This is a genomic window from Nocardiopsis protaetiae, assembly GCF_045446735.1.
Classification (GTDB): Bacteria; Actinomycetota; Actinomycetes; order Streptosporangiales; family Streptosporangiaceae; genus Nocardiopsis; species Nocardiopsis protaetiae.
The window spans coordinates 40388-61073 of the sequence record NZ_JBJJBV010000004.1 but is presented as its reverse complement, the minus strand read 5'-3'; the positions used below and the strand labels follow the sequence as shown (position 1 = coordinate 61073).

At 73.4% G+C, this 20686-nt stretch carries 19 protein-coding genes; 8 read left to right on the top strand and 11 right to left on the bottom strand.

All coding sequences use genetic code 11. From position 1 onward, the window contains the following. Positions 1-1193: glycoside hydrolase family 3 protein (locus ACJOT3_RS01365; protein ID WP_406967856.1), on the top strand; the 1193-nt coding region annotated here is incomplete at its 5' end. Between the two features lie 364 nt (positions 1194-1557). Continuing rightward, positions 1558-2022, top strand: a complete 465-nt coding sequence (locus ACJOT3_RS01360; RefSeq protein ID WP_220562685.1) for an RrF2 family transcriptional regulator — start codon at positions 1558-1560, stop codon at positions 2020-2022. Positions 2023-2155: 133 nt separating this feature from the next. Here the strand turns inward: ACJOT3_RS01360 and ACJOT3_RS01355 are convergent, their stop codons facing one another. The 5 genes from ACJOT3_RS01355 to ACJOT3_RS01335 form a co-directional block, all read right to left on the bottom strand. Beyond that, a complete protein-coding gene (locus ACJOT3_RS01355) occupies positions 2156-2512 on the bottom strand; it encodes a helix-turn-helix domain-containing protein (protein ID WP_406967854.1) in 357 nt (118 codons plus the stop codon). Positions 2513-2668: 156 nt separating this feature from the next. After that, entirely contained in the window at positions 2669-3160 is a 492-nt protein-coding gene (locus ACJOT3_RS01350; protein WP_406967860.1) for a CinA family protein, read from the bottom strand. Between the two features lie 32 nt (positions 3161-3192). Further along, positions 3193-3798 carry a CDP-diacylglycerol--glycerol-3-phosphate 3-phosphatidyltransferase gene (gene pgsA, locus ACJOT3_RS01345; RefSeq protein WP_406967852.1) on the bottom strand — a complete coding sequence of 202 codons (606 nt, stop codon included), beginning with the start codon at positions 3796-3798 and terminating at the stop codon, positions 3193-3195. Further along, positions 3795-5237 (bottom strand): 30S ribosomal protein S12 methylthiotransferase RimO, encoded by a 1443-nt coding sequence (gene rimO, locus ACJOT3_RS01340; RefSeq protein WP_406967850.1) that lies wholly within the window; start codon positions 5235-5237, stop codon positions 3795-3797. Before rimO ends, pgsA begins: the two co-directional genes overlap by 4 nt. 185 nt (positions 5238-5422) lie before the next feature. Further along, a complete protein-coding gene (locus ACJOT3_RS01335; protein WP_406967848.1) occupies positions 5423-6610 on the bottom strand; it encodes a helix-turn-helix domain-containing protein in 1188 nt (395 codons plus the stop codon). Positions 6611-6856: 246 nt separating this feature from the next. Here ACJOT3_RS01335 and ACJOT3_RS01330 point away from each other — a divergent pair, with 246 nt between their 5' ends. After that, positions 6857-9007, top strand: a complete 2151-nt coding sequence (locus ACJOT3_RS01330) for a hypothetical protein (protein WP_406967846.1) — start codon at positions 6857-6859, stop codon at positions 9005-9007. A 127-nt stretch (positions 9008-9134) separates the two neighbouring features. Here ACJOT3_RS01330 and ACJOT3_RS01325 read toward each other — a convergent pair whose 3' ends face one another. The 4 genes from ACJOT3_RS01325 to ACJOT3_RS01310 all read right to left on the bottom strand — a co-directional run bounded on the left by ACJOT3_RS01325 (position 9135) and on the right by ACJOT3_RS01310 (position 15253). Further along, entirely contained in the window at positions 9135-11633 is a 2499-nt protein-coding gene (locus ACJOT3_RS01325; protein ID WP_406967844.1) for a DNA translocase FtsK, read from the bottom strand. 179 nt (positions 11634-11812) lie between these two features. Next, on the bottom strand, positions 11813-13498 hold the full coding sequence (locus tag ACJOT3_RS01320; RefSeq protein ID WP_406967842.1) for a ribonuclease J: 1686 nt from the start codon (positions 13496-13498) through the stop codon (positions 11813-11815). Further along, complete coding sequence (dapA, locus tag ACJOT3_RS01315; RefSeq protein WP_406967840.1) at positions 13495-14466, bottom strand: 4-hydroxy-tetrahydrodipicolinate synthase; 972 nt, start codon at positions 14464-14466, stop codon at positions 13495-13497. Before dapA ends, ACJOT3_RS01320 begins: the two co-directional genes overlap by 4 nt. 406 nt (positions 14467-14872) lie before the next feature. Further along, a complete protein-coding gene (locus ACJOT3_RS01310) occupies positions 14873-15253 on the bottom strand; it encodes a phage holin family protein (RefSeq protein ID WP_406967838.1) in 381 nt (126 codons plus the stop codon). A gap of 86 nt (positions 15254-15339) precedes the next feature. Between ACJOT3_RS01310 and ACJOT3_RS01305 the strand changes: the two genes are divergently transcribed. From ACJOT3_RS01305 to ACJOT3_RS01290, 4 genes are all read left to right on the top strand, one after another. Next, complete coding sequence (locus ACJOT3_RS01305; RefSeq protein ID WP_406967836.1) at positions 15340-15888, top strand: GNAT family N-acetyltransferase; 549 nt, start codon at positions 15340-15342, stop codon at positions 15886-15888. A gap of 337 nt (positions 15889-16225) precedes the next feature. Further along, the gene (locus ACJOT3_RS01300) at positions 16226-17098 is read left to right on the top strand and encodes a 1,4-dihydroxy-2-naphthoate polyprenyltransferase (RefSeq protein ID WP_406967834.1); all 873 of its coding nucleotides are present in this window, start codon (positions 16226-16228) and stop codon (positions 17096-17098) included. Between the two features lie 107 nt (positions 17099-17205). After that, positions 17206-17769 (top strand): hypothetical protein, encoded by a 564-nt coding sequence (locus ACJOT3_RS01295; RefSeq protein WP_406967832.1) that lies wholly within the window; start codon positions 17206-17208, stop codon positions 17767-17769. Further along, a complete protein-coding gene (locus ACJOT3_RS01290) occupies positions 17762-18067 on the top strand; it encodes a hypothetical protein (RefSeq protein WP_406967830.1) in 306 nt (101 codons plus the stop codon). The genes ACJOT3_RS01295 and ACJOT3_RS01290 overlap by 8 nt, the downstream gene beginning before the upstream one ends. Positions 18068-18128: 61 nt before the next feature. Here ACJOT3_RS01290 and dapB read toward each other — a convergent pair whose 3' ends face one another. Further along, positions 18129-18872, bottom strand: coding sequence for a 4-hydroxy-tetrahydrodipicolinate reductase (gene dapB / locus ACJOT3_RS01285; protein WP_406967828.1), 744 nt, complete (start codon positions 18870-18872; stop codon positions 18129-18131). Positions 18873-18949: 77 nt separating this feature from the next. Here dapB and ACJOT3_RS01280 point away from each other — a divergent pair, with 77 nt between their 5' ends. Further along, entirely contained in the window at positions 18950-19669 is a 720-nt protein-coding gene (locus tag ACJOT3_RS01280; protein WP_406967826.1) for a VIT1/CCC1 transporter family protein, read from the top strand. 10 nt (positions 19670-19679) lie between these two features. On the opposite strand, the gene egtD is transcribed toward ACJOT3_RS01280, so the two are convergent. Then, positions 19680-20654, bottom strand: coding sequence for an L-histidine N(alpha)-methyltransferase (gene egtD, locus ACJOT3_RS01275; protein WP_406967824.1), 975 nt, complete (start codon positions 20652-20654; stop codon positions 19680-19682). Positions 20655-20686: the final 32 nt, after the last annotated feature.

Here is a 20686-nt window from a genome sequence, read left to right as displayed (position 1 = left end):
CCCTGGGCGCCGTGGACGACCCCGAGCTGACCCGGGCCACCCTGCGGTCGCTCGGCGGCCGCCTCGCCCAGCTGGGCTTCAACATGGACCTGGCCCCGTCGGTGGACGTCAACGTCGCCGACGACAACCCGGTCATCGGCACCCGCTCCTTCGGCTCCGACGCCGCCCTGGTGGCCCGGCACGGGGCCGCTGCGGTGCAGGGGCTCCAGGAGGCGGGGGTCGCCGCCTGCGCCAAGCACTTCCCCGGGCACGGGGCCACCTCCCAGGACTCCCACCACACGCTGCCGCAGGTGGAGGCCGACCCGGAGGTGCTGTACCGGCGCGAGCTGGCGCCGTTCCGGGCCGCGGTCGACGCCGGGGTGCAGGCGGTCCTGACCGCGCACATCGAGATGTCCGGGCTGGGCGTGACGGGTCCGGCGACGCTGGCCCCCAAGGTGCTCAACGACCTGCTCCGCGGCGAGCTGGGCTTCGAGGGCGTCATCGTCAGCGACGCCATGGACATGCACGGCGTCAGCGGGAGGATCGGCATCCCCGAGGCCAGCGTGCTGGCCGTGGCCGCCGGCTGCGACCTGCTGTGCCTGGGCCGGTTCGTCTACGCCGACCAGGTGGCGGCGATCCGCACCGCGCTGGTGGAGGCCGTGCGCGACGGGCGGCTGCCGGGCGAGCGCCTCGAAGAGGCCGCCGACCGCAACCTGCGCCTGCGCGCCTGGATCCGCGACACCGCCGAGCGCCGCACCGCCGCCGCCGAGTCGGCCGAGGTGGGCCTGTCCGGCGCCCGCCGGGCGGTCCGGGTGACCGGCGAGCTGCCCGCGCTGGAGTCCCCGTACGTGGTCGAGGTCGACGCGCCCGCCGGCATGGCCGTGGGCGAGGTGCACTGGGGCCTGTCCTCGTGGTTCCCGGGCACCGAGCGGGTCTCCCCCGACATCGCCCACGCCGAGCGGATCATCGCCGCCGCGCAGGGCCGCGACCTGGTCGTGGTGGTCCGCGACGCGCACCGCTACCCCGAGGCCCGCGCGCTCGTCGAGCGCCTCCTGGGAGCCTTCCCAGGCGCCGTGGTGGTCGAGATGGGCCTGCCCATCTGGCAGCCCTCCTGCGGCGCCTACGTGAGCACCTACGGCGCCGCCCACGTCAACGGCCGCAGCGCCGCCGAACTCCTCGGCGCCGCCCCCGCCCCGGCCGCCCACCACGCGTAGCCGCGGCCACAAGCGGCCACGCGCCACACCAGGGCGCCGGAAGGGCCGAAGCAAGCACAGCTTTTCGATCCCGACCCGGGCCGGAGCCATGACCGGTCCGGGTCGCCTCGTTGAGGAACACCCAGCGTGGGGCGCCCTTTCGATCCCGACCCCGGCCGCGGCCGCCCAGGGCCGGCCCGGGCCGCTTCGTTGACGGACGCCCCCGCGCGGGGCACCCTGGGGTACGCCCTCCGGGCGGATCGTCACCCATGTCCCCGAAACCCGGTAGGAGAAGTACCCTTGATCACGCAGCATCCCGGACCGTCGGCGCACGCGCGGACGCCCGGTGCCCCATTCGCCCTTCTAACCACGGCATAATCACAGCATGCGCCTTTCAGCCCGGGTCGATTACGCGCTGCGCGCCGCAGCGGAACTCGCTGTCGCCAGCGAAGGACCGGTGACGGCCGAGCAGCTCGCGCGAGCGCAGGCCATCCCCGGAAAATTCCTTGAGAACATCCTCACCCAGCTACGCCGGGCCGGTCTGGTGCGCAGCCAGCGCGGTCCGGTGGGCGGTTACTGGCTGGCCCGTCCGGCGGCGGAGATCTCGCTCGCCGACATCATCCGCGCGGTCGACGGACCGCTGGCCAACGTGCGCGGGGAACGCCCCGAGCACGTCGACTACGACGGTGCGGCCCGCAGCCTCCAGCAGGTGTGGATCGCCCTGCGCGCCAGCGAGCGCGCCATCCTGGAGGGGGTCAACCTCCAGCACCTGGCCACCAACGAGCTGCCGGAGCAGGTCCGCACACTCGCGGAGGATCCGGAGGCCTGGGTCAACCATACCCACCGGTAGCCACCATTCGATCACTTATAGTGAGTTCCATGCATACGCGAGAGGAGCCGACCGTCGGTCGGCTCCTCTCGTGAATCCGGTGTCCCCCGAGGAGGACGGTGTGGTTGTCCTGGACGGACGTCGGGTGCGGGTCTCAGACCCCCACCATGTCGGGTACGTGGGGAACGCGATCCGGAACCGGTCCGATGCCGAGCTCCTGCGCGGGGACGGGGTCGGTCGTGACCGCGTCCTCCAGCAGCGCCGCCTCTTGCAGCTCGACCAGCGCGAGCTGGTCGGAAACCTCTCTCAGTACCTGCGAGAGCGGGACCCCGAGGGCCCCGCAGATCGACGAGAGCAGTTCGGAAGATGCTTCCTTCTGCCCGCGCTCGACCTCCGACAGGTAGCCGAGGGAGACGCGTGCATCGGCCGACACCTCGCGGAGGGTGCGGCCCTGGCGCTGTCGCAGCCGCCTGAGCACGTCACCAAGTAGGTGACGAAGCAGGACCATCATTCGCGCTCCCTCCCACCGGTAGCGACCTTCATATACAACACCGTACCTGCCCCACGCCCGATTCGGGCACCTCTTGTCGGCCTGTTCGCTGGAGGGGGAACCGCCTCTTGACAGGGTTTTGTTCCCTGCCACGGGAGAAGGAACCGGACCGGGGGTTCAGAGCCGGGTGTTCCCCGCCACGTCGCCGCGGACGGCGGAGTCCAGGAGCTCCAGTGCACCTTCGACCGTGCGGTATCGGATACCCGAACGATCACCGGTGAAACGAAAAAGCAGCACCTGTGCATTCCCGCCTGGTCCGGCCACGCCCGCGTACACGGTCCCGACGGGCCGCCCGTCCTGGGGCTCGGGCCCGGCGACGCCGGTCACCGACAGCCCGAAGTCGGCGCCCAGCAGGCGCCGGACCCCCGCGGCCATGGCCCTGGCGACGTCGGGGTGGACGGCGCCCTCGGCGGCCAGCAGGTCCTCGGGGACGCCCAGCAGGGACGCCTTGGTCTCGGTGGCGTAGGTCACCACCCCGCCCCGGTAGGTGGCGGAGCTGCCCGGCACCCCGGTCAGGTGGGCGCCGATGAGCCCGCCGGTGAGCGACTCGGCCGTGGCGCAGGTCAGCCCGCGCTCCCTGAGGTGCCGGTGCACCCGCTCGGCCAGCATCGCCACCTCCGCGGTGGGCTCGGGGACCGGGCTCACCCCGCGTTCTCCCGCTTTCCGGCGCGCACCGCCCGGATCGCGTCCAGGACGTAGGTGACGCCGGTCCACAGGGTGATCGCCAGGGCGGCGGCCATGACCACGTGGGCGATCCACGTGAACACGTCGCTGAACGGCAGGATCGACAGCGGGAACAGGTAGATGCTGATCGCGACGATCTGGAGCACCGTCTTGAGCTTGCCGCCCTTGCTCGCCGGCATGACCACGTAGCGCAGCACCGCGAAGCGCAGCAGGGTGACGCCCCACTCGCGGGCCAGGATGGCGATGGTCACCCACCACCACAGGTCGCCCTGGATCGACAGCACCACCAGGGCGGCCCCGGTGAGGGCCTTGTCCGCGATGGGGTCGACGATCTTGCCGAAGTCGGTGACCAGCCCGCGGCGGCGGGCCAGCTCACCGTCGATGCGGTCGGTGACGGCCGCGAGCACGAAGACGGCGAAGGCGGCCAGGCGCCACCAGGTGCCGTCCAGGAACATGAACCACACGAAGACCGGGACCATGACCAGACGGCTCATGGTCAGGATGTTCGCGATGTTCCACAGCGGAACGTGGGGGGCGGGCGTCGCCGCGTCGTGGGTGCTCATCTGTCTCCGGCTTCCCCGGCTTCCTCGTCCTGCTCGGCGACCAGGTCCGCGCCGACGGTCTGGACCACGGTGGCCCGGGCCAGATCGCCCACGGCCAGTCCCTCACCGTAGAGGATGGTGCTTCCGTCGACCTCGGGGGCCTGGTGTTCGGAGCGGCCCTCGTAGGCCCCGTCCTCCAGCACGGCCTCGACCAGGACGGTGACCTCCTCGCCCAGGCGCTCCTCGGCGCGCTGGGCCATCAGCTCCTCGGAGAGGCGGTTGAGGCGGTCCACGCGCTCGGCGACGACCTCCTCGGCCACCTTGTCCGGGTGGTCCTTGGCCTCGGTGCCGTCCTCGTCGGAGTAGCCGAAGACGCCGATGGCGTCCAGGCGGGCCGACTCCAGGAAGGCGACCAGGTCCTCGAACTCGGCCTCGGTCTCCCCGGGGAACCCGACGATGAAGTTGGAGCGGGCGCCCGCCTCCGGCACCCGGGAGCGCACGGTGTCCAGCAGCTCCAGGAAGCGCTCGCGGTCGCCGAACCGGCGCATGCGGCGCAGCAGGGTGCCGCTGGCGTGCTGGAACGACAGGTCGAAGTAGGGCACCACGCCGGGGGTGCCGGTGAGCACGTCCACCAGCCCGGGGCGGACCTCGGCGGGCTGGAGGTAGCTGACCCGGACCCGGTCCAGGCCCTGGACCTCGGCCAGGCGCGGCAGCAGCTTCTCCAGCGCGCGCACGTCGCCCAGGTCCTTGCCGTAGGAGGTGGAGTTCTCGCTGACCAGGAACACCTCGCGCACGCCCTCGGAGGCCAGCCACTGCGCCTCGCGCACGATCTCGTCGGGCTGCCGGGAGATGTAGGCGCCGCGGAAGGTCGGGATGGCGCAGAAGGTGCAGCGGCGGTCGCAGCCGGAGGCGATCTTGAGGTTGGCCACCGGGCCGCCGGTCAGGCGGCGGCGCGGGATCGCGGAGCGGTAGGGCAGCTCGGTCCCGGCGGCCCCGGCGGCGTCGGCGAACGCGCCGTGGCCGGGGATGTGGACGTCGGAGGCGCCGCGCTCGGCCGGGCTGATGGGCAGCAGGGTGCGCCGGTCGCGCGGGCTGTGCGGGACCAGGGCGCGGCCTTCGAGCACGTCGTCGAGGCGGTCGGTGATGGCCGCGTAGTCGTCGAACCCGATGACCTGGGCCTCGGGGAGCGCGTCGGCGAGCTCGGACCCGTAGCGTTCGGCCATGCACCCGGCGGCGACGACCCGGCCGCCGTTCTCGGCGGCCTCCAGCAGGGTCTCGATGGAGTCCTGTTTGGCGGCGTCGATGAACCCGCAGGTGTTGACGAGGGTGACGTCGGCCTTGGCGTCGCCGTCGACCAGCTCCCAGCCGCCCGCGGACAGGCGTCCGGCCAGCTCTTCGGAGTCGACCTCGTTACGCGCACACCCCAGGGTGACCAGTGAGACAGTACGGCGCGGTGACATGGCTTCCAAGCGTGTGGGAGAGCGTTTCGAGTGATCGCGGGGGACGGACCGGGTGGTCCCGGTGCCCCGCGGCGCGGTGCGACGAACGTCGCCCGCAGCCCTCAACATTACCCGCACCGGCCCACCCGCCCGAACCCCGGCCGGGATCATCCCTGGCCGGGGCGGGTGCGGGATCGGGCGTGGAGTCAGCCGTCGAAGCCGTCGGCCCCGACGACCACCTCCTTGACCTCTCCGCTGCGTCCGACGGAGCCGAGGTCCTCGCCGTTGACGGCGACCTCGACGCCCCCGGCGTTGCCCAGCCAGAGGGTCAGGGTGTCGTCCGTCACGTAGTCCTGCGCGTCGCCGGCGGTGAGGAACCCGGTGAAGAGGTTCTCGCCCCCGGCGTCGGTGACCTTGACCCAGGTGCGCGCGGACGCGGTGAGCTCGACGGTGATCTCGCCGGTCTCGGCCTTCTTCTCGGCGGTGGCGGGGTCGTCCCCGCCCCTGTGCTTGCCGGCGCCCTCCTCCGCGCCCGGGGCCTCGGGCAGGACGGCGGAGTCGACGGTGCCGCTGCCGGCCCCCTCGAAGGCGGTGCGCAGCGAGTCGCCGTCCCAGTCCTGCCAGGTCCGCACGCCGATGACGACGCTCAGGACGACCAGGAGGGCGACCAGGGCCCAGGGCCAGTGCCTGCGGACGGCCTCGGAGCGGCGGCTGCGGGTGCGGGTGACCGGTGGGCGGGGTGCGGGGCGGGCCGCGGGCCGGTCCTCCCCGTTGCGGGGCCTGCGCCGCCTGCCCGCGGGCCGGTCCTCGCCGTTGCGCGGTCTGCGGGGTGCGGGGACGGCGGCGGCCGCCGCCTCCTTCTCCCCGACCGCGGTGCCCGCCGGTGCGCCCGCGGCGGGTGCCGCGGGTGCGGCGGGGGCGCGGCCCCGGCGCCGCGGCCGGGTGCCCCGTACCCTGCCGCGCAGGTGGTCGCCCCGTTCGAAGTGGTTCCAGCGCTCGGTCCCGGCACCGGGTTCGGTGCCCTCCCCGATGACGGCCGGACCGGCCATCGGCGGCTCCTCGCCCTCCCCCGGCGCGTCCCCGGTGCCCGCCGCGGCCCGGGCCGCGGCGGGCACGGCGGCCGGGTGGCGGGGCGGGGGGACGAACACCGAGCCGCGGCGGCCGGCGTGCTCGCGGTCGAACTCCTCCAGCAGCGGTGCCGGGTCCAGGCGCAGGGCCCGGCACAGGCCCCGGATGTGGCCGCGCGCGTAGAAGTCCCCGCCGCAGGGGACGAAGTCCTCCTCTTCGATCGCCCGGAGGACCGGTTCCCGGATGCGTGTACGGGCGCTGAGGTCGGCGACCGTGAAACCCGCCGCGACGCGGGCGGCGGACAAGGTGTGTCCGATCGTCGCCATACGCACTCCCCTCGCGACTGTATGTATCTGACGGAGTCCACTCTGCCGTCCTTGGCGCGCGACACGCAGGCCACCACACGCCATGAAGCCCCAAAGATCCCGCCAAATCGGACAGAATTACGGCCAGATTTTTCGACCGGATACGGTCATCCCCTTGTTCCGGGGCCGTGTCTACGATGATCTTGGATCACCCTGGCCCCACCCTCCCCGGCACCACCCCCCGCTCCCCACCCCGAGACTCAGCCGATGCCCCAGCATGACTTCTCCGCCGCCGGACTCGACGGCGACGCACCGGTCGGCGCGGCCCGCGCCGCCCTCGACGCCTTCCGCTCCTGGAGCGGCGCCCACGCCGACGACGTCGCCGCGCACGTGTACCGGTGGTCCTCCCACCTGCCCGAGGTCCTCGAACGCCGCACCCTGCTGCACCGGCTGCGCCGCGGCCTGGCCCCCGAGGCCGCCCGCGCCGCCGAGCGGGCGCGGCTGCGCCGGCGCGCCCTGCGCCGCCACGCGCTCGCCCTGGGCGAGATCCCCTCCCCCGAGGCCCTGGACCGGCTCACCGCCGACCCGCGCCGGCTGCCCCGGCCCGCCGTCCCGGTCCCGGTCGACGGCGTCGGCACCGCCCTGGAGCGGGTCCGCTTCAGCGCCTCCCTCCAGCGGATCCCCGGCCTGGGCACGCTGCGCGAGCGGATGACCCGGCTCTACGCCGCGCTGCCCGAGGAGGCCGTCGCCGCCGGGGCCATGGACCGGGCCGCCCGGACCATCGGCGGGGTGCTGGCCGTCGCCTCCCACGACACCCTGGGCGAGGACGACGACACCGCGGCGGCGCACCTGCGGCGGGTCGTGCCCGGCGCGTACGCCCTGGCCGTCGCCCAGGCGGTCATCGACCTGCCCGCGCACGCCCGGCACAACGCCCACCACCGGCTGCTGCCGCACCTGCTGACCGAGTCCGAGCCCGCCGCGGGGGTCCCCGACGACCCGCTGGCCGAGGAGCTGCACACCGCCCACGTGCTGCTGCTGGACGGGTTCCCCTTCGCCGGCCACCGGGCCCTGTACCGGGCCACCGAGGTCATGTACCTGGCCCGCGCCCGGGCCGAGCGGCGCACCCGCGAGGACGCGGTCCGCGACGGCGGGGACGCCCTGCTGGCCGACGCGGTGCTGGAGACCGGGGCGGGCGCGATCGCGGCCACCCTGCTGGGCCGCCGCAACCCACCGGCGGACCTGCTGGGCCCGCACCTGGCGGCGGCGCTGGCCACCCGGTTCCGGCACGACCTGCTCAACCGGGTGCGGGACGCGGTGACCGGCCGCCTCACCACGTTCACCCTGGCCCCGCAGGACCTGGACGGCGATCCGCTGCACGACCTGTTCGCCGCCGAGGCGCACCTGGTCGCGACGGTGTTCGGCGGCGACGCGGAGGTGGCCGACGCCCTGGCCCGGCACGGCGCCGGCCGGCTGGCCGACCACCTGGCCCGGCGGGGCGGGCGGGTGGAGGAGCTGCTGGAGGTGCACCGGGTCACGCCGGAGATCGAGGCGCTGCTGCGCTCGGCCGCCCGGCCGCCGCGCCGCCCCCTGCCGACCGGGTCCCCGGGCCCAGAACGCGGGCGGCCCCGGCCGCCGCGGGCCACCGACCCGCGCACGTTCGCCGCCGACCGGTCCGTGTTCGTGGACGCCGCCCTGGCCCGGCACGCCGCGGGCAACGACGCCCGCGGCCCGCGCGGGGTGCTGTCCCGCTCCCCGGGCGGCCCGGAGGGGCCGCTGCGCCCGGCGCTGGCGCTGATGCTGGTCGAGGGCGCTGCGGTGGACCCCGAGCCGCTGGCGCCGCTGGTGGCGGCGGTGGAGCTGTTCCACACCGGCAGCCTGGCCTTCGACGAACGCGCCTCCCACCTGGCCGGGATCGCGCTGGTCTCGGGCGGCTACGGGCTGATGACCCGGCTGGCCGCCACCCACCCGCCCGAGCGGGTGGTGGGGGCGATGGCCCGGATGGGCACGCTGCTGGGCCCCGAGCGCCTGTGCCGGGGCCGCTACCTGGACCGGCTGCTGGCCCGCGGCGAGGAGCCCGCCGACGCGGCGGGCTTCCTGGAGGTCTACACGCTGACCGCCTCGACGGAGATCGAGGCGGCCCTGGCCCCGACCGCGATCCTGCTGGGCCTGCCCGACCACGAGGTGGACCTGCTGACCGCCTACGCCCACCACTCCGGGATCGTGCTGCGCCTGCGCGCCGACCTGCTGGCCGGACCCGGCGCCGACCGGCCCACCCTGGCCGCCGCCCACGGCCGCGCCACCGCCGCGCGCCTGCTCGCCGGGCACCGCGACCGCGCCGAGGCCGCCCTGGACGGCCTGGCCCTGGACACCGCCCTGCTCCGCGCCGCCCTGGACCACTTCGCGACCCGCCGGGGGTGAGGGCGCCGGCGGGGTTCTGGAGGCCTGGAGCGGACGTCTTCGAGGAGGAGGACCGTCGGCCGTGGGCCGTCCGTCGAGGACCTTCTGATTCTCGACGGGCGGGAGGAGCGGAGGCCGGAAAAGAGCACTAGCCGCCGCGGATGTCGGTGAGGACGGCGGGGAGGTCGTCGGGGGTGACCAGCACGTCGCGGGCCTTGGAGCCCTCGCTGGGGCCGACCACGTCGCGGCTCTCCATGAGGTCCATCAGGCGGCCCGCCTTGGCGAAGCCGACGCGCAGCTTGCGCTGGAGCATCGAGGTCGACCCGAACTGGGTGGTGACCACCAGTTCGACGGCCTGCAACAGCAGGTCCAGGTCGTCGCCGATCTCCTCGTCGATCTCCTTCTTCTTGGTGTCGGCGACCGCCACGTCCTCGCGGTAGCTGGGCTCGGCCTGCTTCTTGCAGTGGTCGACGATCGCCCGGATCTCCTTCTCGGAGACCCAGGCGTTCTGCAACCGGATCGGCTTGCCCGCGCCCATCGGCAGGAACAGCGCGTCGCCCTTGCCCACCAGCTTCTCCGCGCCGGGCTGGTCGAGGATGACCCGGCTGTCGGCGAGGCTGGAGGTGGCGAACGCCAGCCGCGAGGGCACGTTCGCCTTGATCAGGCCGGTGACCACGTCCACGCTGGGCCGCTGGGTGGCCAGCACCAGGTGGATGCCGGCGGCGCGGGCCAGCTGGGTGATGCGCACGACGGAGTCCTCGACGTCGCGCGGGGCGACCATCATCAGGTCGGCCAGCTCGTCGACGATCACCAGCAGGTACGGGTAGGGCTCGTACACGCGCTCGCTGCCCAGGGGAGCGGTGAGCTCCCCGGTGCGGACGGCGGCGTTGAAGTCGTCGATGTGCCGGTAGCCGGACGCCGCGAGGTCGTCGTAGCGGCGGTCCATCTCCCCCACCACCCACTGCAACGCCTCCGCGGCCCGCTTGGGGTTGGTGATGATCGGCGTGATCAGGTGCGGGATGCCCTCGTACATGGTCAGCTCGACCCGCTTGGGGTCGACCAGGATCATCCGCACCTCGTCGGGCGCGGCCCGCATCATCAGCGAGGTGATCAGCCCGTTGATGCACGTGGACTTGCCGGCGCCGGTGGCGCCGGCGACCAGCACGTGCGGCATCTTCGCCAGGTTCGCGACGACGTTGTTGCCCTCCACGTCCTTGCCCAGCCCCACCAGCATGGGGTGGTCGTCGGAGGTGGCCGCCGGGGAGCCGAGCACGTCGCCCAGGCTCACGATGTCCTTGTCGGTGTTGGGGATCTCCACGCCGATCGCGGACTTGCCCGGGATCGGCGACTGGATGCGCACGTCGGCGCTCTTGACCGCCAGGGAGATGTTCTTGGTGAGCGCGGTGACCTTCTCGACCTTGACGGCCGGGCCCAGCTCGATCTCGTAGCGGGTGACCGTGGGCCCGCGGGTGAACCCGGTGACCTCGGCGTCGATGCCGAACTGGGTGAGCACCCCGGTGAGCGCGTCCACCACGTCGTCGTTGGCCTTGGTGCGCGGCTTGACCGGGCTGCCCGGCTTGAGCATGACCGGCGGCGGCAGCTCGTAGTCTCCCTCCACCACCCGGGACGGGATGGCGAGCTGCTCGGTGACGGCGGGCGCCGGGGTGGGGTCGGGGACGGGGAGCTTCTTGCGGCCCTTCCTGCCGCCCTTGGCGTCCCTGGCGGCCGCCGCGGCCTGCGCCGCCGCCTCCTCCTCGTCGGTGAGCGCCGGGGCGATGGGCTCCTCGGGCACGACGGGGCTGTCGTAGGGGCGTTCGTGGTCGCCCGCGACGGTCTCGGCGGCGGCCGCCTCCTCCGCCTTCTTGCGGGAGCGGCGCTTGCGGGCTGGCTTGGCCTCCCGCTCGGCGCCCAGGATGCCGATCCCCGCGTCCGGGCCGGCGTCGCGTTCCATCAGGGCGCCGAACAGCGTCTGCAACCGCTCGGGGATGCGCCGGATGGGCGTGGAGGTGACCACGAGGATGCCGAACACCAGCACCAGCGCCAGCAGGACCCCGGTCAGCCAGGGGGTGATGACGGCGCTGAGCGGCCCGGAGGCGACGAACCCGATGAGCCCGCCCGCGTCCTGGAGCGCCTCCAGCCCCTCGGAGGGTTGCGGGATGCCGTTGGCGATGTGGATCAGGCCCAGCAGCCCCAGCAGGATCGCGCTGGTGCCGATGAACAGCCGCCCGGCGTCGCCCTCCCGGGACGCGCCCGGGGTGCGCATCAGGCGGATCGCCAGCGGCAGGAACAGCAGCGGCAGGATCGGCGAGAACGTCCCGAACGCGCCGACCACCACCAGGCGGGTGTACTCCGGCAGCGGCCCGGCGCTCTCCCACCACACGGCGGCGGCGACCAGCACCCCGGCCGCCAGCAGCAGCAGGCCCGCCCCGTCCCGGCGCAGGTCCGGGTCCAGGTCGCGGGCGCTGCGGCCCACGGCGCGGGCCGCCCCGCCGACGGTGTGCGCGACGAGCTTCCACAGCACCAGCAGGAACTGGCCGAACATGGTGACCGCGAACGCGATGGGCCCGTCGGGCATCCGCTTGGCCGCGGGTCTGCGGGCCGCGGGCTTCTTGCGCCCGGATCCGCCTGAGGAGGCGCGCGGGGCCATCGGGGGTCACCTCCGTGCAGGGGAACGGTCACGACGGGCGGGCGCACTCTCCCGCCACGGCGGGCAGCCTATCGAGTCGTCCACCCCCGGGCCCCGTACCCGGCACGGCGTGTCGCGGGAACGCCGAACGGCCCGGGTCCCCCCGGGCCGTTCGGCGCGCTTTCGGGTACCGCTCCCGGTCAGACCTCGACCAGGACCGGGATGATCATCGGTCGGCGGCGGTAGGTGTCGTTGACCCACCGGCCGGTGCTGCGCCGGATGAGCTGGCGCAGCTGGTGGGGGTCGTTGACCCCGTCCCGGGCCGCCTTGTCCAGGGCGTCCTGGATCTTGTCGATGACGTCGTCGAAGGCGTCCGCGCCGATGCCCGCGCCCCGGGTGTGGATCTCCGGCTCGCCCAGGATCTTGCCGCTGCCCGAGTCCACGGCCACGACGACGGAGATGAAGCCCTCCTCGCCGAGGATGCGGCGGTCCTTGAGCGCGGCGTCGGTGACGTCGCCGACCGAGGAGCCGTCCACGTACACGTACCCGGCCTGTACGGCGCCGACGATCTTGGCGCGGTTCTTGTACAGGTCGACGACCACGCCGTCCTCGGCGATGACGATCCGGTCCGCGGGCACCCCGGTCAGCTTGGCCAGGTCGGCGTGGGCGCGCATGTGCCGCCACTCGCCGTGCACCGGCATGAAGTTGCGCGGGCGCACCATGTTCAGCACGTACAGCAGCTCGCCGGCGGGGGCGTGCCCGGACACGTGCACCAGGGCGTTGCCCTTGTGCACGACCTTGGCGCCCCAGCGGGTCAGGCCGTTGATGACCCGGTTGACCGAGTTCTCGTTGCCGGGGATGAGCGAGGACGCCAGCAGGACGGTGTCGCCCTCCTCGATGCGGATCTGGTGGTCCCGGTTGGCCATCCGGCTCAGCGCCGACATCGGCTCGCCCTGGGAGCCGGTGCAGATCAGCACCGCCCTGTCGGCCGGCAGGTCGTCGAGCTGGCGCACGTCGATGATGGTGTCGCCGGGGATGCTCAGGTAGCCCAGGTCGCGGGCGATGTTCATGTTGCGGACCATCGACCGGCCCACGAACGCGACCTTGCGGCCGTGCTTGGTGGCGGAGTCGATGACCTGCTGGACCCGGTGCACGTGCGAGGCGAAACAGGCCACCACGATGCGCTTGTCGGCCTGCCGGAACACCTTGTCGATGGCCTCGGTCAGGTTGCGCTCGTTGATGATGAAGCCGGGCTGCTCGGCGTTGGTGGAGTCCGACAGCAGCAGGTCGACGCCCTCGTCGCCGAACCGGGCGAACCCGGCCAGGTCGGTGAGGCGGCCGTCCAGCGGCAGCTGGTCCATCTTGAAGTCGCCGGTGTGCAGCACCGACCCGCCGGGGGTGCGGATGCCGACGGCCAGCGCGTCGGGGATGGAGTGGTTGACCGCGAAGAACTCCAGGTCGAACGGGCCGAAGTCGCGCCGTTCGCCCTCCTCCACCTGGACCACTTCGGGCTTGATGCGGTGCTCGCCGAGCTTGGCGGAGATGAGCGCGAGCGTGAGCCGGGAGCCGACGATCGGGATGTCGGGCCGCTCGCGCAGCAGGAACGGCACGCCGCCGATGTGGTCCTCGTGGCCGTGGGTGAGGACGATCGCCTCGATGTCGTCCAGGCGGTCCCGGATGTAGTCGAAGTCCGGCAGGATCAGGTCGACGCCGGGCTGCTCCTCCTCGGGGAAGAGCACGCCGCAGTCGACGATGAGGATCTTTCCGCCGAACTCGAAGACCGTCATGTTGCGGCCGATCTCGCCCAGGCCGCCCAGCGGGACGACGCGCAGGACGCCGTCGCCCTGGGGCGGGGGCGAGCTCAGCTCGGGGTGCGGGTGGCTCATACGGAACCCTCCGTGAGGCGTTCGACGGGGATGGCGCTGGCCGGGACGGCCTGGTGCGGGGCGAGGCCGATGGGGCCCTTCACCCCGGCGGCGGCCAGGTCCTCGCGCAGCAGGGTCTGGAGTTCCACCGAGGCGTCGGTGAGCGGCGCCCGGACCGGTCCGGCGGGCAGGCCGAACAGGTTGAGGATCGCCTTGGTGGTGATGACGCCCTGGGTGCGGAACATGCCGGTGTAGACCGGGGTGAGGCGGCGGTGGATGGCCAGCGCCTGCGTGACCTCGCCCGCCTCGTAGGCGTCGATCAGCTCGTGCAGGTCGGAGCCGACGATGTGGCCGACGACACTGACGAAGCCGGAGGCGCCCACCGACAGCAGCGGCAGGTTGAGCATGTCGCTGCCGCAGTAGTAGGCGAGGCCGGTGCGCTCCATGACCCAGGAGCTGGCGCCGATGTCGTCCTTGGCGTCCTTGTTGGCGACGATGCGCGGGTGCTCGGCCAGCCGGACCAGGGTCTCGGAGGCGATGGGCACCCCGGTGCGGCCGGGGATGTCGTAGAGCATGACCGGCAGGTCGGTGGCGTCGGCGATCGCCGTGAAGTGCCTGATCAGGCCCTCCTGCGGCGGCTTGTTGTAGTACGGGGTGACCGTCAGCAGGCCGTGCGCGCCGGCGCTCTGGGCGGTCTTGGCGAGCTCGATGCTGTGGCGGGTGTCGTTGGTGCCGACACCGGCGACGATCTTGGCGCGGTCGCCGACGGCCTCGACGATCGTGCGGAGCAGGCGCTCCTTCTCGTCGTCGCTGGTCGTGGGCGACTCGCCCGTGGTGCCGCTGACGATCAGGCCGTCGTTGCGCTGCTCATCGACCAGGTAGGTCGCCAGCCGGGCGGCCCCGTCGTAGTCGATGTCCCCGTTGTCCAGCATGGGTGTGACCATTGCGGTCAACATCGCGCCGAAGGGGCGGTTCTTCGTGTCCACCATCGTGTGTGAAAGGCATGCGGACCGCCGCCGTGGGGCGGTGGGGTCCATGGTTGCCCCTCCTCCTCTCGGTGTGTGCGGTCCCGCCGCGCGGGGCGGGACCGGTGGTGTGGCGTACGGATGGAAGGTGCGGAGCCGTGTGTCCGCGTTCCGTGACCGGGGCCGGGTCGGACCACTGCGGGGTCCGACGGGGGCGGTCGCGGAGAAGCCTGTGCCGGTCGTGTCCGGACGGCGTCCGTGCGGACGCCGGTGCCGGGACCGGGGTCGGCCCCGTCCTCGTGGGTCGAGGGAGGGGCTCGCATGTGAACCTACCCGCACCGCGTCCCGGCCATCGGGCCGGGACACGGGCGGGAACCCGCGGATTCGGGGCGGGCGGATCGGTGCGGAAGGGGCCGCGGCCGCGTTGCGGTCAGTCGTCCTTGCCGTCCGGCAGGAAGAGGCTGGCCAGCCAGCTGACGACCGAGACGATGATCGCGCCCCAGAAGGCGGGCCAGAAGCCGTCGATCTCGAAGGGCAGTCCGAAGAGCCCGGCGATCCACTCGGTGAGCAGGAACAGCAGAGCGTTGACGACGAGGCCGATGAGCCCCAGGGTCAGCGCGTAGAAGAGGCAGCCGACCGTTTTGACGATCGGTTTGATGACGGCGTTGACGAGACCGAAGATCAGTCCCAGTCCCAGGAAGACGAGGATCGTCTCCGTCGTGTCCGTGGTGTCGACGACGATGCCGCTGACCAGGTAGGCCGCCAGCCACAGGGCGAGCGCGTTCACGATGACTCTGATAATGAAGCTCACAACGTAGATGTTCCCACGCCGTGGCAAGGTCCCAAAACTCCGGCGTGGGCCCACTCGTGTCGATGACTCCCCCAGGAGGCCTGATCGTGTCCGGTGCCCAGTTCGTCCGTCCCGCCCGTTCCGCCGATATCGGCACCGTGGTGGACCTGCAGGTGTCCTCCTGGCGGGAGGTGTACGGGGGCCTGGTGCCCGAGGCGGTGGTCGCCGAGCTCGGCGGCGCGGAGGCGCGCAAGGAGTTCCACGCGCAGTGGTCGACGGCACTGGAGTCGCCGCCCACCTCCAAGCACCGGCTGGTGGTGGCCACCGACGAGAACGACGGGGCGCGCACGGTGGTGGGCTTCGCCGCGTTCGGCCCGGCGGGCGACCCCGACCTGTGGCCCGCCACCGACGCGGAGGTCTTCGCCCTGCACGTGGACCCGGCGCTGACCCGGCGGGGGCACGGCGGCCGCCTGCTGAACGCGACCGTGGACCACCTGGTGGAGGACGGGTTCACCACCGTGCACGTGTGGGTGCCCGAGGCCGGCAACGCGCTGCGGACGTTCTTCGAGTCCTCCGGCTGGGCGCCCGACGGCGCCCGCCGGACGCTCGACCTGGGCACGGAGCTGGTGATGGTGCGCCTGCACGCCGCCATCTAGCGCCTGCTTCGGCCCTCCGCTCCACCCGCCCGTCAAGAGTCAGAAGGTCCTCAACGGACGGCCTACGGCCGACAGCCTTTCCCCTTGCCGTGCTCGGCGCCCCTAGAAGGCGGGAATGGGTTTCAGGAAGCACAGCGGCCCTACGCGGCCGTCCTCGTTCCCCGGACGTCCGCTTCGGGCCTCCAGAACCCCGCCGGCGCCTCGCGGTAGCCCCGGCCCCGGGGCGGCGCGGCCGCGGCCCCGGGGCGGGTGCGCCGGCCCGGCGGGCAGGCACTACCGTGGGGAGGTCGTAGCGGCGCGACGCGCGCCGGCCGTCGAGCGGTGGAGGAACCCGGCAGTGGCCACGGTCAGCGAATGGATCTCGGGGATGCGCCCCCGGACGCTTCCCAACTCGATCGTCCCGGTGGCGGTCGGTACCGCGCTGGCCTTCGCCCTGGACGGGTTCGTGTGGTGGAAGGCACTGCTGGCGCTGGTGGTGTCGATGGCCCTCCAGGTGGGGGTGAACTTCGCCAACGACTACAGCGACGGCGTCAAGGGCACCGACACGGCGGAGCGGACCGGGCCCACCCGGCTGACGGCGACCGGGCTGGCCGCGCCCGAACAGGTGCTGGCGGCGGCGCTGGGCAGCTTCGCGTTCGCGGGCCTGGTGGGCCTGGTGCTGGTGGTGACCACGTCGTGGTGGCTGCTGCTGGTGGGCGCGGTGGCGATCGGCGCCGCCTGGTACTACACCGGCGGGCGCACCCCGTACGGGTACCGGGGCCTGGGCGAGGTGTCGGTGTTCGTGTTCTTCGGCGTGGTGGCCGTGGTGGGCACCGTGTTCGTGCAGCTGGAGGCCGCGCCCTGGCAGGCGTGGGTCGCCTCGGTGCCGGTGGGGCTGCTGTCCTGCGCGGTGCTGGTGATCAACAACCTGCGGGACATCCCCACCGACCGGGAGACCGGCAAGATCACGCTGGCGGTGCGGCTGGGCGACGCCGGGACGCGGCGGCTGTACGCGGGGATGGTCGTCGCGGCGTTCGTGGTGGCCCTGCCGCTGGTGGCGGTGTCCTGGTGGGTGCCGCTGGTGCTGCTGGCGGCCCCGCTGGCGGTGCCGCCGCTGCGCCGGGTGCTGGGCGGCCAGACCGGCCGCGACCTGGTGCTGGGGCTGGGCGAGACCGGCCGGCTCCAGATGGCGTTCGGCGCCCTGCTGTCGGTGGCTCTGCTGCTGGGGTGAGTCCGGTGGCCGGATGGCCCGGTGCCCGGGTGGCCGGGTGCGGACAGGGGCGGATTCGTAGGCGGGGTGTGACCGGCCGGAGACCCGCCGCCGCCTAGGTTCGGGGCATGGCGACCCCCCGCAGAACCGCCGCGGCGCTGACCGCCGCCGCGCTGACGCTGATCCTGGCCGCGTGCTCGTCGAGCCCCGGCAACCCCGCCGACGCCCCCGGCGCGGACGAGACCTCCCTGGGCCGCGGCGGCGTCCCCCAGGCCTCCTCCCCGGCCCCGCCCCCGTCCGACGGGGCCGGGGAGACCGACCTGCCCTCCCACACGGTCCGGGTCGGGGGTGTCGAGAGCGTGGTGGTCGTCGGCCCGGTGCGGCGGACCGGCGGCGAGCTGGCCGACCTCACCGTGGCGGTCCACGTCGTCGGCGAGAGCGGCGTGCACGCGGCGGACCTGGCGGGGTGGCTGGAGGATAGCGAGCTGGTCGACACCGAGAACGGGAGGGTCCACCGGGTGGCCCGGGACGGGGACGGGGTGTGCGTCTGTTCGCGGGCCGAGGAGGTGTACCTGTTGCAGGGCGACGTGCTGGTGCTCAGCGCCACCTTCGCGGCCCCGCCGGAGGGCATGGACGCGATCGACGTGCGGCTGGTCCTGGGCGGGACGTTCCCCGGGGTCCCCGTTGTCTGAGGAGCGGACGCAGGGCGGAACGGACCCCGCCCGCCTCGTCAACTGCTGCATGATCCTGCTGATCGGCCCCTTCGTCGTCGTGGTGCTCGTCATCACCCACGCCGTCCTCTTCGCCCTGAGCGACCCCGGCGGCGTCCCGGACGAACCGAGGACGTACGTTCCGCCGGTCAACACGGCCCCGGTGGCCACCGCGCCCGTGGAGGACGTCACGGCACCGGTCGAGGACATCGAGGCGCCGGTCGAGGGGATCGAGGCCCCGGTGAAGGACATCACGGCGCCCGTCGTGGACGCCCCCTGAGCCCGGACGCACGAACGCCCCGGGCCGCGACGCGGCGGCCCGGGGCGGGAGTAACGACGGCTCAGCCCAGGTCGAGCAGGGGCTCCAGGCCCACCGTCAGCGGGTCGGGCAGGTCGGCGACCCTGCGCACGCCCAGCAGCACGCCGGGCATGAACGAGGCCCGGTTCATGGAGTCGTGGCGGATCTTCAGGGTCTCACCGTCCGTGCCGAACACGACCTCCTGGTGGGCGATCAGCCCCTGGATGCGCAGCGCGTGCACCCGCACCCCGTCCACGTCGGCGCCGCGGGCGCCGGGGATCTCGGCGGTGGTGGCGTCGGGCATCGGGCCCACCCCGGCCGCCCGGCGGGCCTGCGCGACCAGCTCGGCGGTGTGGTAGGCGGTGCCGCTGGGGGCGTCCGCCTTGTTGGGGTGGTGCAGCTCGATGATCTCGGTCGACTCGAAGTAGGGCGCGGCCTTGGCGGCGAAGTGCATCATCAGCACCGCGGCGATGCCGAAGTTGGGCGCGATGAGCACCTTCGCGCCGGGCTTGGCGGCGAGCAGCTCGCGCACCCGGTTCAGCTTCTCCTCGTCGAACCCGCTGGTGCCGACGACGGCGTGGATGCCGTGGCCGATCAGCCACTCCAGGTTGTCCATGACGACGTCGGGGTGGGTGAAGTCGACGACGTAGTCGGCCCCCAGCACCCGCTCCCGGTCCTCGCCGGCGTCCGCGCCGCCGACGAACTCCATGTCGTCGGCCCCCCGGACCGCGTTGACGACCTCTGACCCCATGCGCCCTTCGGCGCCGAAAACTCCGACCTTGAACACGGCACGAGCGTAGCGGATCGGCGCGGTCCGGCGTGGTGCGACCTGGGCCGGGACCGGCCGCGTGCGACGATCGGCCCATGGCGGACCAAAGCGACACAGGCGGCGCGCACGGCTCCCAGCACCGCCTGGGCTCCCTGCTGAACGGGCTGCGCGCGACGGTGCTGGGCGCCAACGACGGCATCGTCTCCACCGCGGGCCTGGTGGTGGGTGTGGCGGGCGCCACCCCGCACCGTGAGGCCCTGCTGGTGGCGGGGATCGCGGGCACCCTGGCCGGGGCGCTGTCGATGGCGGCGGGCGAGTACGTGTCGGTGAGCACCCAGCGCGACACCGAGCGGGCCGCCCTGGCCCGGGAGAGGCGGGAGCTGGCCGACGACCCGCAGGGCGAGCTGGAGGAGCTCGCCGGGCTGTACCGCGAGCGGGGGCTGAGCGAGGAGCTGTCGCACCGGGTGGCCCGGGAGCTGACCGAGCACGACGCGCTGCGCGCGCACGCCGAGGTGGAGCTGGGGCTCAACCGCTACCGGGTGGACCCGTGGCAGGCGGCGTTCGCGAGCCTGTTCTCCTTCGTGCTGGGCGCGCTGGTGCCGCTGACGGCGATGCTGCTCAGCTCCGACGCCTGGCGGCTGCCGGTGACAGTGGCGGCGGTGCTGGTGGCCACGGGGACGCTGGGCGCGGTGAGCGCCCGCATGGGCGGGGCCCTGCCGGGGCGGGCGGCGCTGCGGTGCGTGGTGGGCGGCTCCTTCGCGATGCTGGTCACCTACCTGGTCGGCACCCTGGTCGGGCAGTTCACGTCCCTCTGAACCGGCGAGGTCACTTCGCCGCCGACAGGCTCAGCGAGAAGTCCCCGTCCGGGTCGGTCCACCAGTGCGTCAGCTCGAACCCGGCCTCCTCCAGCTCCCGTTCCAGCCCCTCCTTGCGGAACTTGGCCGAGATCTCGGTGCGCATCTCCTCCCCCGCCGCGAAGTCGACGTCCAGGTCCAGGGCCGCCACCCGCACGTGCTGGTCCACCCGCGAGCGCAGCCGCATCTCGATCCACTCCTCCTTCTCGTTCCAGCGGGCGACGTGCTCGTACTCCGTCGGGTCGAAGTCGGCCCCCAGCTCCCGATTGATCACGCTCAGGACGTTGCGGTCGAACTCGGCGGTCACCCCCTGGTCGTCGTCGTAGGCCGCGACCAGCCGGCCGGGGTCCTTGACCAGGTCCGCGCCGAGCAGGAAGGTGTCGCCCGGGCGCAGCACCGCCCGGATGTCGCGCAGGAACCCCGCCCGGGGCGCGGGCTCCTGGTTGCCGATGGTCGAGCCCAGCACGGCGACGGTCTGGCGCCCGCCGTCCTCGCGCACCGGCAGCAGGCCCAGGTGGTGCTCGAAGTCGCCGACGACGGCGTGCACGTCCAGGTCCGGGTAGTCGTCGGCGACCCGGCGCGCGGAGGCGGCCAGAAACTCGCCGCTGACGTCGACGGGGACGAACCGGGCCAGGGTGCCGTGGCGGCGCATGGCGTTCAGCAGCAGCCGGGTCTTGACGCCCGACCCCGAGCCCAGTTCGATGAGCGCCTCGGCGTCGGCGGCGTCGGCGATCTCGTCGGAGCGTTCCTCCAGGATGGCCCGCTCGGCCCGGGTGGGGTAGTACTCGGGGAGCTCGGTGATGTCCTCGAACAGGGCGCTGCCGCGTTCGTCGTAGAACCATTTGGGCGGCAGCTGTTTGGGGACGGACGAGAGCCCCTCGGCGACGTCCTTGCGCAGGGCCTTGTCCAGGTCGTCGGCGGTCAGGTTGCGGTCGATGCGGAACACGGCGACTCCTCGGTCGGGCGGCTCGTACAGGT